A 14,473-nucleotide genomic window follows, 5' to 3' on the forward strand; every position below is an offset into this window, starting at 1 on the left:
CCGGCGGAAGGCTAAGCCAATCCGATTGAGCGCAACAGGGGGCGCCTGGCCGGATTAGCGTGAATCATGTCGCGGACGGACTGTTCCGGTCCTGGTGAGGGGTATTGGGAGCGCTTCCACCAGATTCCTCGGTCGGAACGGCGTCGACGGAGGTCGTGTCGGTCGCCGACGGCTCGTCGTCCTGCTGGTGCGGGAAGCGGTCGGGCAGCCGGCGCAACCGGGCGTTCATGTTACGGATCAACAGGACCGTGGCGATAGCCAGTACGGTGATCAGGAAGAGACCCATCGGTCCGGCCAGGCCACCCGTCCGGGTGTCACCGAAGTTGTTCTGCGCGAGCACCGCAGTGGTCAACATGGCTGGAATCCTCCGATGTGGCGGTCTACCACCCCTACGGTACGCCTAGCCGCGCTCACCGGACATGCGCGGTCTCGCGTACCCCGGCGAAGAGGTCGGACTCGGGCATCGGGCTGTCGACCACCGAGCGGACCAGCTCGAAGTCCTCGGTCGGCCACGCCTGCTGCTGCAACTCCATCGGCACGTGGAACCAGAAGCCGTCCGGGTCGACCTGGGTGGCGTGGGCCCGCAACGCGTCGTCGCGGACCGGAAAGTAGCTCGCGCACTCCACCCGGGTGGTGATCCGGGGGCCCTTGTCGGGGCGGTCCTCCCAGCGCTCCAGCCACTCCGCGTACGGCGACTCCTTGCCCAGCGCCAGCATCCCCTCGTGCAGCGCCAGGATCTTGGCCTTGGAGAAGCCGATGTCGTAGTAGAGCTTCAGCGGCTGCCACGGGGCACCCAGCTCCGGGAAGCGCTCCGGGTCGCCGGCCGCGTCGAACGCCGCCACGCTGACCTTGTGGCACATGATGTGGTCGGGGTGCGGGTAGCCGCCGTCCTCGTCGTAGGTGGTCACGACGTGCGGACGGAACTCGCGCATCAGCTTGACCAGCGGTGCCGCCGCGACCGCCACGTCCTGGAGCGCGAAGCAGCCCTCCGGCAGCGGCGGCAGCGGGTCGCCCTCTGGCAGCCCCGAGTCGACGAAGCCGAGCCAGGCCTGGTCGATGCCGAGGATGGCCCGCGCCGAATCCATCTCGGCCCGGCGGATCTCGGCGATGTTGGCCCAGACGTCCGGCCGGTCGAGCTTGGGGTTGAGCACGCTGCCCCGCTCGCCGCCGGTGCAGGTGACGACGAGGACCTGCACGCCTTCGGCGACGTATTTCGCCATGGTGGCGGCGCCCTTGCTCGACTCGTCGTCGGGATGGGCGTGCACGGCCATCAGACGTAGCTGCTCTGCCAACTTCGGTGCTCCCTCGTGATGCCCGGGCCGGGCCCGGCCCCCCGTCCGCTGAACCGCCCGCCCTCCGCCGGCCCCGGAAAGGCGGCGAGCCGGTGATGACGACCTGCCACACCCGGCCCGGTCGTCGGCTGAGAAGATGGGCGTACCCATTCTTGCCGATACCACCGACAACAGTCCCAGGAGATCCCCGCCGGTGCCCGAGACGCCCGCCACACCCGTACCGACCGCCCCGGTATTCCCACCCGGCCGGTACGGCCACCGCCGCGCGCCCCGCCGCCGTCGGCCCTGGGTTCCGGCGCTGCTGGTGGTGGTCCTGCTGGCGGTCATGGCCGCGGTCTCCTACCGGCTCTACCGGCAGTACGGCGACCCGAACTACGACGCCCAGGTGATCACCTACACCGAGATCACCGACAGTCAGCTCGTGCTCGACTTCCGGGTGACCGTACCGGCCGGCGGCTCGGCGACCTGCGTCCTGCGGGCGCGCTCCCGGGACGGCGCCGAGGTCGCCCGCGAGGAGGTACGGGTGGCCGCCGAGCCGGGACAGCGGCACCTGACCGCCCGGCACCGGCTGGCCACCACCGCCCGGCCGATCCTCGGCGAGGTGCTCCGCTGCCGTCCGGCCGACTGAGAGCCGGCTCAGCGGCGTCGAGCCCCCGCCGGTTTACCGCCGGGTGCCGCACCCACCTCCGGACCGTGCCGGCGGCTCCGGTCGGGTAGCGGCCGACCGTGCTCGACCGGCGTCGGCAGCGCCCCGGCCAGTACGGGCAGCGATAAATGACGTGGCGTCCGGTGTGTAGCGCACTGGTAACTTGGTAATTCGTCCCTGTCCACGACTACCCGAGGAGATCGTCTGTGTCCACGACCGACCGCGAGGCAGCCACCTGGCTGTCGCAGGAGGCCTACGACCGGCTGCAGGCGGAGCTCAACGAGCTGATCGCCGGCCGACCGGTGATCGCCGCGGAGATCAACGCCCGGCGCGAAGAGGGTGACCTCAGGGAGAACGGCGGTTACCACGCCGCCCGGGAGGAACAGGGCAAGCAGGAGTTCCGGATCCGTCAGCTACAGGAACTGCTCCGTACCGCCCAGGTGGGCGAGGCGCCGGCCGCCGACGTGGTGGCGCCGGGCTGCGTCGTCACGATCCACTTCGACGACGACACCGACGACACCGAGACCTTCCTGCTCGGTTCCCGGGAGATCGCCGCGACCACCGACCTGACCGTCTACAGCCCGGAGTCGGCCCTCGGCAAGTCGATCCTCGGGGCCCGGCCGGGCCAGACCGTCACCTACACCGCGCCGAGCGGCGCCGAGATCAAGGTGACGGTGGTCCGGTTCGAGGCGTACGGCGGCTGACCGGAGCACCTGACCGGAGCCGACCACGCATCCGACGTCGAGTCCCAGCCGGCTCAGCCCGGCTGGGCGATGTCGACCTGGTAGCCGCAGCCCCGCAACGCGCTGATCAGGCGATCGGAGTGTTCGGCCCCCCGGGTCTCCACCGAGAGCGCCACCTCGACCTCGCCGAGCCGCAGATGGGGGTTCTGCCGCTGGTGCACCACGTCCACCACGTTGCCCCGGTGCTCGGCAATCAGGCCCAGCAGCGAGGCCAACTGGCCGGGCCGGTCCGCGCAGCGCACGGTGATCCGCAGGAAGCGGCCCGCCGAGGCAAGCCCGTGCTCGATCACCCGCAACATCAGCAGCGGGTCGATGTTGCCGCCGGAGAGCACCGCCACCACCGGCGCCTCGACCGACACCGCCCCGGACATCAGCGCGGCCACCCCGGCCGCCCCGGCCGGCTCCACCACCTGCTTGCCCCGCTCCAGCAGCATCAGCAGGGCCCGGGAGATGTCCTCGTCCGACACCGTGACGATCTCGTCGACCAGCTTGCTGACGTGCGCGAAGGTGACCTCGCCGGGACGGCCGACCGCGATGCCGTCGGCGATCGTCGCGAACGCGGGCAGCCGGACCGGCTCGCCGGCCTTCAGCGAGGCGGGGAAGGCGGCGGCACCGGCCGCCTGCACCCCGATCACCCGTACCTCCGGGCGCAGCGCCTTGGCCGCCACCGCGATCCCGGAGATCAGCCCTCCGCCGCCGACCCCGGCGACGATGGTCCGCACCTCGGGACACTGCTCCAGGATCTCCAGCGCCACGGTGCCCTGCCCGGCGATCACGTCCGGATGGTCGAACGGGTGGATGAAGACCGCACCGGTCCGGTTCGCGAAGTCCTCCGCCGCGACAAGTGACTCGTCGACGGTGTTGCCGACCAGCTCCACCCGGGCGCCGTACCCCTTGGTCGCCGCCACCTTCGGCAGCGGCGCGCCGACCGGCATGAAGACCGTGGCGGCGGCACCGAGCAGTCCGGCGGCCAACGCCACCCCCTGGGCGTGGTTGCCGGCGCTCGCCGCCACCACCCCCCGGTCGCGCTCCGCCGCCGAGAGCCGGGCGATCCGGACGTACGCGCCCCGGACCTTGTACGACCCCGCCCGCTGCACGTGCTCGCACTTGAGCCAGACCGGTCCGCCCAGCGCGGCGGAGAGCGGCCGGGACGGCTCCAGCGGCGTTTCCCGGATGACCCCGGTGAGCAGTTTGCGGGCGGCGGTGACCTCGGCGAGTCCGACCAGCTCCGTCATGCCCCAGATCGTCGCATCCCGTCCCGGGAACGCCCACGTCGGCGGTACCGGCGTGCCGGAGGTCACCCCGTCGGCACCGGCCGCCCGGCGATCGTCGCGTCGGTGCACGTGGCCACGGTTTGTCGACGCGTTCTACCCTCGCTCGTGCCGTTCCTCCGACGGCATCCTCTCCGCCCGGTGCCCCGACCGGCCGTCCGGCGGACCTGATCGAGCACCGGGACGGAGCCGCACATGTCTGCCGGTACCGAGCGGATCCCCGGGGACGGTCCGGCGGCGGTGGACGGGACGCAACCGCCGCCGCTGCCCTGGCGGGACGCCATCCGGCTGCGGCTGACCGCCGAACCGGAGGGCCGGGCGGAGTCGCTGGTCCGGTACGCCCGGTGGCCCGCCTTCGGCGCCGGGGTGCTGCTGCTCTTCCTGTTCGGGGCGGTCATCCCCGGCAGCCCGTGCACGGCGGCGGCGCCCTGCGGCCCGGACCGGTTCGGCAACGTCGTCATCGGGCTGGTCGTCAGCATCCCGCTGCTCGCCCTGGTACGGCTGGAGTTCGCCGCGGCGGTGACCGCCACCATGCTGGTCGTCACACTCGGCTACGAGCTGACCCAGACCGAGCACCTGCCGTTCTGGTTCTACCTGCTGCTCCTCGGGTACGCGGTCGCCTGCGCGCTGGTCGCCCGGCTGGCCCGTGGTCCACGGCGGCACCTGGCCGCCCTGCGCGACTGGCACGGCCGGGCCGAGCGGGCCGTACCGCCGTCGCCGGCCCGGGCGCCCCGCCCGCCGCTCGGCACGGCGGTCGCCGCCACGGTGCTGCTCGCCGCCGCGCTTGCCGTCGCCGGCTGGACCGGCCTGCGCCAGGCCGAGGTCGACGACCAGCAGCGCCGGGCGGCGGTCGTTCCCGCGACCGTGCGCTCCCACCCGTCCTGGTCGGAGGTCGAACTCGACTTCCCCGACGGCCGGCCGGGCGTACGGCTCTCCGTCTACGACGCGGCCGACTACCCGGTCGGTGCGACGGTCGACGTCGCCGTGGACGACGCCGGCCTGCGGCAGCTCGTCAGCGAGCCGTACGACCTGACGCCGTGGCTGGCGCTGGTGGTGGTACTGGGCCTGCTCGGGCTCGGCGTCGGCTGGCGGGGCACCGCCCGGGTACGCGCCGGCCGTCGGTTCTTCCGGCGACCGCAGCCGATCAGCGCCGTGCGGGTGCACCAGGGCGTCGACCGGGTGTACGTCTACGCGGGCGAGGGTCCGGAGGTGATGCCGCTGGTCGAGATCGAGGTACGGGAGCGGCTGGTACCGACGACCGGTGCGGAACCCGGCCCGGCGATACTGCACGGCGTGCCGGCGACCGGGCAGTGGTGCACGGTGACGGTCGACGGCCGTACCCTCTCGCCGGCCCGTCCCGTCCTGCTGCCCGAGCCGACCGCTCCCTTCCTGACGACCCGGAGCCGCCGCGTCGGGGTGCTGCTCCGGTCCGGTCGGCCGGTACCGCCGTCCCGGGCTGGCCGGAAGCCGGAGCGGGCTGGCCGTCGATCGGGGTGGCCCGAGCTGACCTGGGTCGGCACCACGCTCTTCGTGCTGCTGGTCCTCGGCGCGATCGTCGCCGGCATCGTGTTCGGCGAGCCGCTGCTGTGGCGTCTGGCCGACACGGTCTGCACGGCCGAGGACTGCTCGACGGCCGCTCTGGTGACCGTCGGTTGGGCCGTGGTCGGGCTGCCGCTGCTGGTGCTCGGTGCCGCCTACTCCGTGCTGCCCGCCGGCAGTCGGCTCGCGCTGGCGATCGCGGCCGTTGCGGTGTCGGTGCTGGCCGCCGGACTCAGCGTGGCGCTCCCCGACGAGGGGTACGGCGCGCTGCGCGAGACCTATCCCGAACTGGGCCGGCTCTACCTGGGCGTACTGGCCGGGCTGGGTGCGCTGGGGCTCGGCCGGGCCGCCGCCGCCCGGATCCGTCCACGCGGCACCGCCGGCACCTGGGACCGGCCGGGCGGTGCCGGACGGACCGGGGCGGCCGGTTGGTACGACCGGATCCGGGACGACGGGCTGCTGCCCCTGGCGGCGTCCGCCGTACTCCAGGTGCCGGCCCTGCTCGTCGTACTCCTCGCCGGACTGATCCTCTTCTGACCGGCCCGGCACGGCCCGTCCTCCTCTGACCGGTCCGGCCGGCGTCGTTCGGAGGTCGGCGGGGTCAGCCGGTGGGGGTCGGTACCCGGGGCCAGTCGGGTGCGTGCCGCTGCCACGGGCCGGCCAGCTCGAACTGCCCGGCCACCCCGAGGAGCAGCAGCTCCGAGCCGGGCGGGCCGACCAGTTGCACCCCGACCGGCAGCCCGTCCGGGCGCAGCCCGACCGGTGCGACCAGCGACGGCAGCCCGGCGAAGTTCCACGGCCCGGCGTACGGGGCGTAGCGGATGCAGGTGAGCAGGTTGGACCGCCAGGAGCGGCTGGCCCAGCCGACGGCCGGCGGCGGTGCGCTGGCCAGTGCCGGGGTGAGCAGCAGGTCGACCGAGTGGTCGGCGAAGAAGTCGATGCTCCGCTCCCGCCACTGGGTCCGGTCCTGCTCGCGTACCAGGCCGCGCCGCTGTGCCCAGGCGCCGAGGGCGGCGTGCCGGCGATTGCGGCGTTGCAGGGTACGCGGATCGAGGCCGGCCGCCTCGACCTCGTTGGCCGCCGACGCCAGCCAGGTGGCGATGCCGCGCAGCCCGAGCGAGGTCGGATAGACCGGATCGACCGAGACGGTGTCGTGCCCGGCCACCGCCAGCAGTTTCGAGGCGGCGGCCACCGCGTCCCGGTTCGGCTGGTCCGGGCGTACCCCCGAGACCGGCGAGCGGAGCGAGACGGCGACCCGCAACCGCTCCGGCGGGGTCAGTTTGTCCGGCCGCCGCCCTGCGAGCACTGCGAAGCCGACCGCGGCGTCCGCCACGGTGGTGGCCAGGATGCCCTGCTCGGCGAGGCCGAACCAGTCGTTGGCGCCGAGCTGGCACGGCACCACGCCCCGGCCCGGCTTGAGCCCGACCAGCCCGCAGCAGGCGGCCGGGATCCGGATCGAGCCGAGCCCGTCGTTGCCGTGCGCGATCGGCACCATCCCGGCGGCGACCGCAGCCGCCGAGCCGCCGGACGAGCCACCCGGGGTGCGGTCGGTCGCCCACGGGTTCCGGGTCACCGCCGTCTCGTCGTCGGTGGACCCGAACAGCCCCAGCTCGGGCATCCGGGTCACCCCGACGATCACCGCACCGGCGCCGCGCAGCCGCCGGACCACCTCGTGGTCCTCCTCGGCCACCCCGGTACGCGCAGCGGCCGAGCCGTTCCAGGTCGGCAGCCCGGCCACGGCGGTGTTCTCCTTCACCGCGACCGGCACCCCGGCCAGCGGCAGGTTCGCCAGGTCGTCCTGCTCGTCGACCTTCTCCGCCTCGACGATCGCCTCACCGCCCCGGACCACCCGGAACGCGGACAGCTCGCGGTCGGTCCGGTCGATGTGGTCGAGGTGGTCCGCCACCACCTGGGTGGCGGAGGCGTCTCCACGACGGACCGCCCGGGCGATCTGCTTCGCGGTCGCGCCCACCCAGTTCGGCGTGATGTCCTGCACGGCCACCTCCCCATCGGCTCGTCCGCAGGCCGTCCGGGCGGCCGGACGGCGGTCAGCCGAGCGCCTGCTCCAGGTCTGCGAGTAGGTCGTCGGCGGTCTCGATGCCGACAGACAGTCGCACGAGATCGGCGGGAACTTCAAGCGGCGAGCCGGCGGCACTTGCGTGTGTCATCCGACCCGGATGTTCGATCAGGGACTCGACCCCACCCAGTGACTCGGCGAGCACGAAGAGTTTCGCCCGGTCACAGATCTGTACGGCGTGCTCCTCGCCGCCGGCCGCCCGGAACGAGATCATGCCGCCGAACCGGCGCATCTGCTTCGCCGCGACCTCGTGCCCCGGGTGCTCGGGCAGGCCCGGGTAGAGCACCTGGGCCACCGCCCGGTGCCCGTGCAGGTAGTCGGCGATCCGCTCGGCGTTGTCGCAGTGCCGGTCCATCCGTACCCCGAGGGTCTTCACCCCGCGCAGGGTCAGCCAGGCGTCGAACGGCCCGTTCACCCCGCCCATCGCGTTCTGGTGGTAGCGCAGCTCCTCGCCGAGCGCGGCGCTGGCCGCGACCAGGGCGCCACCGACCACGTCGGAGTGTCCGCCGACGTACTTGGTGGTGGAGTGCACCACCACGTCCGCGCCGAGCGCGATCGGCTGCTGGAGGTACGGCGAGGCGAACGTGTTGTCGACCACCAGCAGCGCGTCGACGTCGCTGGCCAGTCCGGCCAGCCCGGCGATGTCGGCGATCCCGAGCAGCGGGTTGGTGGGCGTCTCCACCCAGATCACCTTCGTCTGGCCGGGCCGGACCGCCGCGCGTACCGCGTCGGGGTCGGAGATCCGGGCCGCCGTCCAGGTCAGCCCCCAGCGTTCGGCCACCCGGGCGAAGAGCCGGAACGTGCCGCCGTACGCGTCGTCCGGGATCACCACGTGGTCGCCGGGGCGGCAGACGGTACGCAGCAACGTGTCCTCGGCTGCCAGCCCGCTGGCGAAGGCCAGTCCGACCGGACCGCCCTCCAGCGCCGCGAGGCAGTCCTGCAACGCGTCCCGGGTCGGGTTGGCCGACCTGCTGTACTCGTAGCCGAGCCGAGGGGCGCCGACGGCGTCCTGGGCGTACGTGCTGGTCTGGTATATCGGTGGCACCACCGCCCCGGTACGGGGCTCCGGCTCCTGGCCGGCGTGGATGGCAAGTGTCTCGAAGCCGTGGCTCATTTGCAGAAGGCTAACCTGCACTGGTGGCGGGGTGTGTCTTCTGTGCGATCGTGGCGGGGGCGGCCGCGTCTCCGCCGGCTATCCGTCGGCCAGGTCCAGCAACTTAGCGGCGGCAGCCGTATCCATGATGTTCGACCAGGCCTGCTCGTTCGGCTGGAGGCCCCGGTCCGGGAGTGCGGTCTCCGGAAACCACCCGCCGTGCTCGCACCCGGGAACGATGTCGAGGATGATCTGCGTGATGTTCTCCGGCACGGAGCCGGTGATCCGGATCGCGACGTAGGTCTCGTGACCGGCGTCGGCACGGACCTGGACACCGAGGACGAAGGTCTCCAGATCTGCGGTGTGCTCATGGCCGTCGTGGAGCGAGGCACGCACCAGATCCGGAATCAGGGCCTCCAGCGTACGGATGAACCGCAGTCCCGCCTCCAACCGGTAGCGCAGGCGGTCGTCCTGGTTCGGTAGCAGGTACGCGGAATAGGTGTCCGTGGGAAGTGCGGCCTGGTGCCCGGCGTTGTAGCGGGCGCGCGCCGTCCTGGCCGTCGCGGCGAGGGCGGCGTAGAAGTCGTCCGGGCTCCCGGACTCGCGTCGGCCGGCGGCGACCAGCCACGGCGTCACGTGCTCCGCCCACACAGCACCCCGCCACCGCTGGATCTTGACCTTGAAGAAAACCTGGTCGTCGAGGGTGCGGACTCGCTCGTGCGGCGTGTCGGGGGCAGCGAACTGCGCACTGGCCTTGCCCAGCAGCGGGTGCTGGACACGGTCGAGTGGCTCGTCGAGAGACGGGAGCGGCAGTTGCAGGTCGTCCTGTAGACAGCGCAGCGTCGGGCGGGCGCCTTCCATGCCGGCGGCTACTCCCGGACCCCGCCGAGTCGGTCGATCTCCTCGGGCGGTACGCCGGTCAGCAGGGTCAGGCGGGAACTCGTGCTGCCGTCCAGCAGCCGCATCGCCTCGGTCATCCGGTCGTGTATCTCGGTGCGCCGGGCCGCGAGGTAGTCCTTGACGGCCTCGGCCACAAGATCCTTCTTGGTGAGCCCGAGGAAGTGCGCCCCCTGCGAGATCAACTCGTCGATCGCCGGATCGACCTTGAGCGGCGACTGTCGCCTCGGCTCCGCCATCCCCACACCACCTCTCAAGCTGCCTTGCCATAGTACCCAAGTACCTCAGGGTGTGGCCGGGCGTCGGCGACTGGCACCGATAGGCTCGCCCCGTGGCGGGGTGTGTCTTTTGCGGAATCGTGGCGGGGGCGACGGCGTTCCGGGTGGTCGACTCCCCCGACGGGGTGGCCTTCCTCGACGTGCGGCCGGTGTTCAAGGGGCACGTGCTGGTGGTGCCGCGCGAGCACGTCGAGACGCTGGGCGAGCTGCCCGAGACGGCGCTGCCGGGCTACTTCCGGCTGGTCCAGCGGCTGGCCCTGGCGGTGGAGGCCGGACTCGACGCCGGTGGGACGTTCGTGGCGATGAACAACCGGGTGTCCCAGTCCGTGCCACACCTGCACACCCACGTCGTACCGAGGACGAAGGGCGACGGGTTGCGCGGCTTCTTCTGGCCCCGCACGAGGTACGCCTCGGACGCCGAGGCGCAGTCGTACGCCGACCGGATCGCCGCCGCGCTCGCCGAGTAGCCCCGTACGCGACGAGCCGGCGCCTGCGCACGGGCTGAGCGGGTAAGGATCCTCGTACGTACCGCGTTACACCCGGCAGAGGTACGAAAGGAGTTCCATCGTGTTCCTACGGCGCACCAATGCCGAGCTGCCCACCCCCGACCAGGCCCTGCCCGGCCGGCTGATCGCGATGCCGATCTCCGACCGGCACGAGGTGCTCGCTTCCCCGCTACGGGGACCGTGGCCCGAGGGTGCCCAGGTCGCCGTCTTCGGGATGGGCTGTTTCTGGGGAGCCGAGCGACTGTTCTGGACCCTGCCCGGGGTGATTTCCACCTCTGCGGGCTATGCGGGCGGTTACACCCGGAATCCGACGTACGAGGAGGTCTGCTCGGGCCGGACCGCGCACGCCGAGGTGGTCCAGGTGGTCTACGACCCCGCGAAGATCGGCTACGAGGACCTGCTCAAGGTCTTCTGGGAGAACCACGACCCGACCCAGGGGATGCGGCAGGGCAACGACGTCGGCACCCAGTACCGGTCTGCGATCTACACCACCACCGACGAGCAGTTGGCGACCGCGCAGGCGTCCCGGGACGCGTTCGCGCCGATCGTGGCGCGGGCCGGGCACGGCGAGATCACCACGGAGATCGGCAAGCTGGGCGACTACTACTACGCCGAGGACTACCACCAGCAGTATCTGGCGCCGACCAAGAACCCGAACGGCTACTGCAACCACGGCCCGAACGGGATGACCTGCCCGGTCGGCGTGGCCCGCACCGGAGCCTAGCCACAACCGGCCCCCGGACCGGGGCCTGGCAACAACCGACCGGACCGGGGCCTGGCGACAACCGGCCCCGGACCGGGCGTGGCGACCGGGCGAGGACCGGCTCCCACCACGAAGAGTGTGGCCAAAAACCGTTGCCGGGGTCGACCGGGGATGGATAGCGTGGCCGTACACGGGAAGGGAGGTGGTCCGAGCTTTGTATAGCAATAGGACTCGTGAGGTGGCTGTCCGCTAGCCGCTGTCCTTGACAGTTTCGGTGTCCGCCGCAGGCGGGCAGTTGCAAGTCGTCGAGACCGTGTGGCAGCGGTGCGGCGAATCCACGACAGCCACCCGACCCCCGGGGGTGCCGGCCAAAGTCCAGCCGGCCCTCGCGTGACGAACGTCACGCGGGACCCCGGGGGTCGACCATTTCCACCGTCGGCGCCCACCCACCGTCGACGGGTACCCCCGAAAGGTCCGCCGTGTCCGTACGTGAGCTGGCGGTGCTGGGCACGGCCAGCCAGGTGCCGACCCGGCACCGCAACCACAACGGGTACGTGCTGCGCTGGGACCGCGAGGTGATCCTCTTCGACCCCGGCGAGGGCACCCAGCGGCAGATGATGCTGGCCGGCATCCCGGCCGGCGACCTGACCCGGATCTGCGTCACGCACTTCCACGGCGACCACTGCCTGGGCCTGCCCGGCGTGGTACAGCGGCTCTCGCTGGACCGGGTGCCGCATCCGGTCGACGCGCACTTTCCGGGTGGCGACGCGCACTACTTCGCCCGGCTGCGGTACGCCAGCTCCTTCCACGAGACCGCCGAGCTGCGCGAGTCGCCGGTGCTCCGGGACGGCCAGAGTTTCGAGACCACCGCCGGCACGTTGCTGGCCCGCCGACTCCGGCATCCGGTGGAGACCTACGGCTACCAGCTCGTCGAGCCGGACGAACGCCGGATGCTGCCGGACCGGCTGGCGGCGTACGGCATCCGTGGCCCGGCGATCGGCGAGCTGATCCGGACCGGGCACGTCGACGTCGCCGGGCGGCGGGTGACGCTCGCCGAGGTGAGCACGCCGCGCCCCGGTCAGCGGTTCGGTTTCGTGATGGACACCGGCCTCTGCGACGCGGTCTTCGAACTGGCCGACCGGGCCGACCTGCTGGTGATCGAGTCGACGTTCCTGACCGAGGACGCAACCCTGGCCGCCGAGGTCGGGCACCTGACGGCGGCCCAGGCCGCCCGGGTGGCGGCCGAGTCCGGGGTACGCCGACTCGTGCTGACCCACTTCTCCCAGCGCTACGGTCCGACGTCCCGGGCCGGGGTGCCGCCGGCCGCCGAGCGCTTCGCGGCTGAGGCCCGGGAGCAGTTCGACGGCGAGATCGTGGTGGCCGAGGACCTGATCCGGGTGCCGGTACCGGCCCGGTCGGTCAGCGTGGCAACGTCGCCGCCAGCCGCTTCGGCGCCCTGATCCGCCAGGACTCGGTCAGCAGCTCGCTGAGTTCGACGGGGTCGGCGGTGTCGAGCGCGACCACCACCATCGGATAGTTGGTGTAGTGCGACGGCACCGTGTACGTCTCCGGCGCCGCCGTGAGCAGCGCCTCCCGCTCGTGCGTGAAGATCGCGACCCGCTCGCCGTCCTCCAGCAGCCGGACGAACAACTTGCCCCGGATCTTGCACGCCGGTGTCCCGTATGAGATCCCCTGTTCCACCTCGGGTAGCACCGACACCAGATCACACACTCTGTCCCAGGTGACCATATCGGCCACGTTACTACGATCAACTTATGACGCTCACGCTGCGCCCGGCGGTCGCCGGAGACCTGATGGCCGTCGGTGAACTCCACTACAGGTCGCGGGGTGCGGCATACCGGGACATCGTCCCGGCGGACTCGCTGGCCGCGACGACCGCCGAGATGATGGGCCGGTACTGGACGGAACGCTGGTCGTACGAGCGGGACACCCACCAGATGACGGTGGCGGAGCAGGACGGCCGGCTGGTCGGCTTCAGCTACGTCGGACCGCACGACCCGGAGGAGCCGAACTCGGCCGGCCCGGACGTCGGCGAGCTGTACGCGATCCACCTGGACCCGGCCGAGCAGGGTCGCGGCACGGGCCGGGCGCTGATGGTCGACGCGTTGGCCACGATGCGCGCCCAGGGCTGGCGACGAGCGGTGCTCTGGGTACTCGTCGACAACGCGCACGCCCGGGACTTCTACGCCCGGGGCGGCTGGCGCCCGGACGGCACCGAACGGGACGGCGCCATCGCCGCGGCGCTGACCCGGCAGTGCCGGTACGCCCGCGACCTGACCTGACGCCGGTCCACGGGCCTGACACCGCTCCACGGGCCTCACACCGCTCCACGGACCTGACGCCGGTCCCCGATCGGCCCGGATTTCGCTCTGGGCGCAGCGCCACCGGGTACTGACCGGCGGCGGGCCGGCGTTGACCGGCACATGAGCACCGAACGACGAGAACCGGAGCGCGCCGAGCAGCCGGCTCTGGACGCGTATTCGCAGGTGGTGACCGGAGTGGCGGCGCGGGTGCTGCCGAGCGTGGCCGCGCTGGCCGTACGCGGACCGCGTGGTGCCGGCGCCGGCTCGGCGGTGACCTTCACCGACGACGGGTTCCTGCTCACCAGCGCGCACGTGGTGCAGGACGCGTCCGGCGGGCTGGCCACCTTCGCCGACGGCGCCGAGGCCCGGTTCGACGTGGTCGGTGCCGACCCCCTCTCCGACCTCGCCGTACTCCGGGTCCGGGCGACCACCGCGCCGCCCGCCGAACTCGGCGACGCCGACCCGCTGCGGATCGGGCAGCTCGTGGTGGCGGTCGGCAACCCGATGGGGCTGGCCGGCTCGGTCACCGCCGGGGTGGTCTCGGGGCTGGGCCGGTCCCTGCCGGCCCGGGACGGCCGGGTCGTCCGGCTGATCGAGGACGTGATCCAGACCGACGCCGCGCTCAACCCGGGCAACTCCGGTGGCGCGCTCGCCGACGCGGCCGGCCGGGTGGTCGGGATCAACACCGCCGTCGCCGGGTACGGCCTCGGGCTGGCGGTGCCGATCAACTCCACCACCCGGCAGATCATCGGTGACCTGGTGAACTCCGGACGGGTCCGCCGGGCCTGGCTGGGCGTCGCCGGAGTGCCGGTACCGCTGCCGCCGGCCGTCGCCGAGCGGACCGGCCAGCAGCGCGGGTTGCGGGTGGTCGAAGTGGTCCCGGACAGCCCGGCCGGGATCGCCGGCATCTACCTCGGTGACGTGATCATCTCGGCCGGCGGCCGGCCGGTGGCGAACGGGCAGAGCCTGCAACGGCTCATGCTCGGCCCGGCCATCGGCAGCCGGTTGCCGATGACCCTGCTGCGCCGGGGCGCCTTCGTCGACGTGGTCGCGGTGCCGACCGAACTGGTCCGCTGACGGTCAACACCGCAGCCGGGCAGCGGC

Annotated in this window: 16 protein-coding genes; 8 read left to right on the forward strand and 8 right to left on the reverse strand. The window is 72.5% G+C overall.

Features of this window, described 5'->3' with window-relative positions:
- Window positions 1–64: 64 nt before the first annotated feature.
- Together Pen02_RS21685 and mca are read right to left on the reverse strand one after the other, a co-directional pair.
- Window positions 65–355, reverse strand: a complete 291-nt coding sequence (locus Pen02_RS21685) for a hypothetical protein (protein ID WP_203867924.1) — start codon at window positions 353–355, stop codon at window positions 65–67.
- A 55-nt stretch (window positions 356–410) separates the two neighbouring features.
- A complete protein-coding gene (gene mca, locus Pen02_RS21690) occupies window positions 411–1,292 on the reverse strand; it encodes a mycothiol conjugate amidase Mca (RefSeq protein WP_203867925.1) in 882 nt (293 codons plus the stop codon).
- 193 nt (window positions 1,293–1,485) lie between these two features.
- On the opposite strand from mca, the gene Pen02_RS21695 reads away from it, so the two are divergent.
- A complete protein-coding gene (locus Pen02_RS21695; protein ID WP_239141066.1) occupies window positions 1,486–1,920 on the forward strand; it encodes a DUF4307 domain-containing protein in 435 nt (144 codons plus the stop codon).
- 224 nt (window positions 1,921–2,144) lie between these two features.
- Window positions 2,145–2,642: a transcription elongation factor GreA gene (gene greA / locus Pen02_RS21700; RefSeq protein ID WP_203867927.1), complete on the forward strand. Its 498-nt coding sequence runs from the start codon at window positions 2,145–2,147 to the stop codon at window positions 2,640–2,642.
- Between the two features lie 53 nt (window positions 2,643–2,695).
- Here greA and ilvA read toward each other — a convergent pair whose 3' ends face one another.
- Complete coding sequence (gene ilvA, locus Pen02_RS21705) at window positions 2,696–3,916, reverse strand: threonine ammonia-lyase (RefSeq protein WP_203867928.1); 1,221 nt, start codon at window positions 3,914–3,916, stop codon at window positions 2,696–2,698.
- Window positions 3,917–4,147: 231 nt separating this feature from the next.
- Here ilvA and Pen02_RS21710 point away from each other — a divergent pair, with 231 nt between their 5' ends.
- Window positions 4,148–6,028 carry a hypothetical protein gene (locus Pen02_RS21710; protein WP_203867929.1) on the forward strand — a complete coding sequence of 627 codons (1,881 nt, stop codon included), beginning with the start codon at window positions 4,148–4,150 and terminating at the stop codon, window positions 6,026–6,028.
- A gap of 64 nt (window positions 6,029–6,092) precedes the next feature.
- On the opposite strand, the gene Pen02_RS21715 is transcribed toward Pen02_RS21710, so the two are convergent.
- The 4 genes from Pen02_RS21715 to Pen02_RS21730 form a co-directional block, all read right to left on the reverse strand.
- Complete coding sequence (locus tag Pen02_RS21715) at window positions 6,093–7,493, reverse strand: amidase (RefSeq protein ID WP_203867930.1); 1,401 nt, start codon at window positions 7,491–7,493, stop codon at window positions 6,093–6,095.
- A 46-nt stretch (window positions 7,494–7,539) separates the two neighbouring features.
- Window positions 7,540–8,682: a cystathionine gamma-synthase gene (locus Pen02_RS21720; protein WP_203867931.1), complete on the reverse strand. Its 1,143-nt coding sequence runs from the start codon at window positions 8,680–8,682 to the stop codon at window positions 7,540–7,542.
- Window positions 8,683–8,760: 78 nt separating this feature from the next.
- Entirely contained in the window at window positions 8,761–9,522 is a 762-nt protein-coding gene (locus tag Pen02_RS21725; protein WP_203867932.1) for a hypothetical protein, read from the reverse strand.
- Window positions 9,523–9,530: 8 nt separating this feature from the next.
- On the reverse strand, window positions 9,531–9,797 hold the full coding sequence (locus Pen02_RS21730; RefSeq protein WP_203867933.1) for a hypothetical protein: 267 nt from the start codon (window positions 9,795–9,797) through the stop codon (window positions 9,531–9,533).
- Between the two features lie 92 nt (window positions 9,798–9,889).
- On the opposite strand from Pen02_RS21730, the gene Pen02_RS21735 reads away from it, so the two are divergent.
- From Pen02_RS21735 to Pen02_RS21745, 3 genes are all read left to right on the forward strand, one after another.
- The gene (locus tag Pen02_RS21735) at window positions 9,890–10,303 is read left to right on the forward strand and encodes an HIT family protein (protein WP_203867934.1); all 414 of its coding nucleotides are present in this window, start codon (window positions 9,890–9,892) and stop codon (window positions 10,301–10,303) included.
- Between the two features lie 100 nt (window positions 10,304–10,403).
- Window positions 10,404–11,066, forward strand: a complete 663-nt coding sequence (gene msrA / locus Pen02_RS21740; RefSeq protein WP_203867935.1) for a peptide-methionine (S)-S-oxide reductase MsrA — start codon at window positions 10,404–10,406, stop codon at window positions 11,064–11,066.
- 458 nt (window positions 11,067–11,524) lie between these two features.
- Complete coding sequence (locus Pen02_RS21745) at window positions 11,525–12,505, forward strand: ribonuclease Z (protein WP_203867936.1); 981 nt, start codon at window positions 11,525–11,527, stop codon at window positions 12,503–12,505.
- On the opposite strand, the gene Pen02_RS21750 is transcribed toward Pen02_RS21745, so the two are convergent.
- Window positions 12,465–12,794: an MmcQ/YjbR family DNA-binding protein gene (locus Pen02_RS21750; protein WP_239141138.1), complete on the reverse strand. Its 330-nt coding sequence runs from the start codon at window positions 12,792–12,794 to the stop codon at window positions 12,465–12,467. The two genes, Pen02_RS21745 and Pen02_RS21750, sit on opposite strands and share 41 nt — an antisense overlap.
- Before the next feature lie 26 nt (window positions 12,795–12,820).
- Between Pen02_RS21750 and Pen02_RS21755 the strand changes: the two genes are divergently transcribed.
- The gene (locus Pen02_RS21755) at window positions 12,821–13,348 is read left to right on the forward strand and encodes a GNAT family N-acetyltransferase (RefSeq protein ID WP_203867938.1); all 528 of its coding nucleotides are present in this window, start codon (window positions 12,821–12,823) and stop codon (window positions 13,346–13,348) included.
- A gap of 141 nt (window positions 13,349–13,489) precedes the next feature.
- On the forward strand, window positions 13,490–14,446 hold the full coding sequence (locus Pen02_RS21760) for a S1C family serine protease (RefSeq protein ID WP_203867939.1): 957 nt from the start codon (window positions 13,490–13,492) through the stop codon (window positions 14,444–14,446).
- The last annotated feature ends 27 nt before the right edge of the window (window positions 14,447–14,473 follow it).

This window comes from Plantactinospora endophytica, assembly GCF_016862915.1.
Taxonomy (GTDB): domain Bacteria; phylum Actinomycetota; class Actinomycetes; order Mycobacteriales; family Micromonosporaceae; genus Plantactinospora; species Plantactinospora endophytica.

Coding starts and splice junctions, on each gene's coding strand:
- Pen02_RS21685 (WP_203867924.1), bottom strand. CDS start 355: ATGTTGACCACTGCGGTGCTCGCGCAGAACAACTTCGGTGACACCCGG.
- ilvA (WP_203867928.1), bottom strand. CDS start 3,916: ATGACGGAGCTGGTCGGACTCGCCGAGGTCACCGCCGCCCGCAAACTG.
- Pen02_RS21710 (WP_203867929.1), top strand. CDS start 4,148: ATGTCTGCCGGTACCGAGCGGATCCCCGGGGACGGTCCGGCGGCGGTG.
- Pen02_RS21720 (WP_203867931.1), bottom strand. CDS start 8,682: ATGAGCCACGGCTTCGAGACACTTGCCATCCACGCCGGCCAGGAGCCG.
- Pen02_RS21725 (WP_203867932.1), bottom strand. CDS start 9,522: ATGGAAGGCGCCCGCCCGACGCTGCGCTGTCTACAGGACGACCTGCAA.
- Pen02_RS21730 (WP_203867933.1), bottom strand. CDS start 9,797: ATGGCGGAGCCGAGGCGACAGTCGCCGCTCAAGGTCGATCCGGCGATC.
- Pen02_RS21750 (WP_239141138.1), bottom strand. CDS start 12,794: ATGGTCACCTGGGACAGAGTGTGTGATCTGGTGTCGGTGCTACCCGAG.
- Pen02_RS21755 (WP_203867938.1), top strand. CDS start 12,821: ATGACGCTCACGCTGCGCCCGGCGGTCGCCGGAGACCTGATGGCCGTC.
- Pen02_RS21760 (WP_203867939.1), top strand. CDS start 13,490: ATGAGCACCGAACGACGAGAACCGGAGCGCGCCGAGCAGCCGGCTCTG.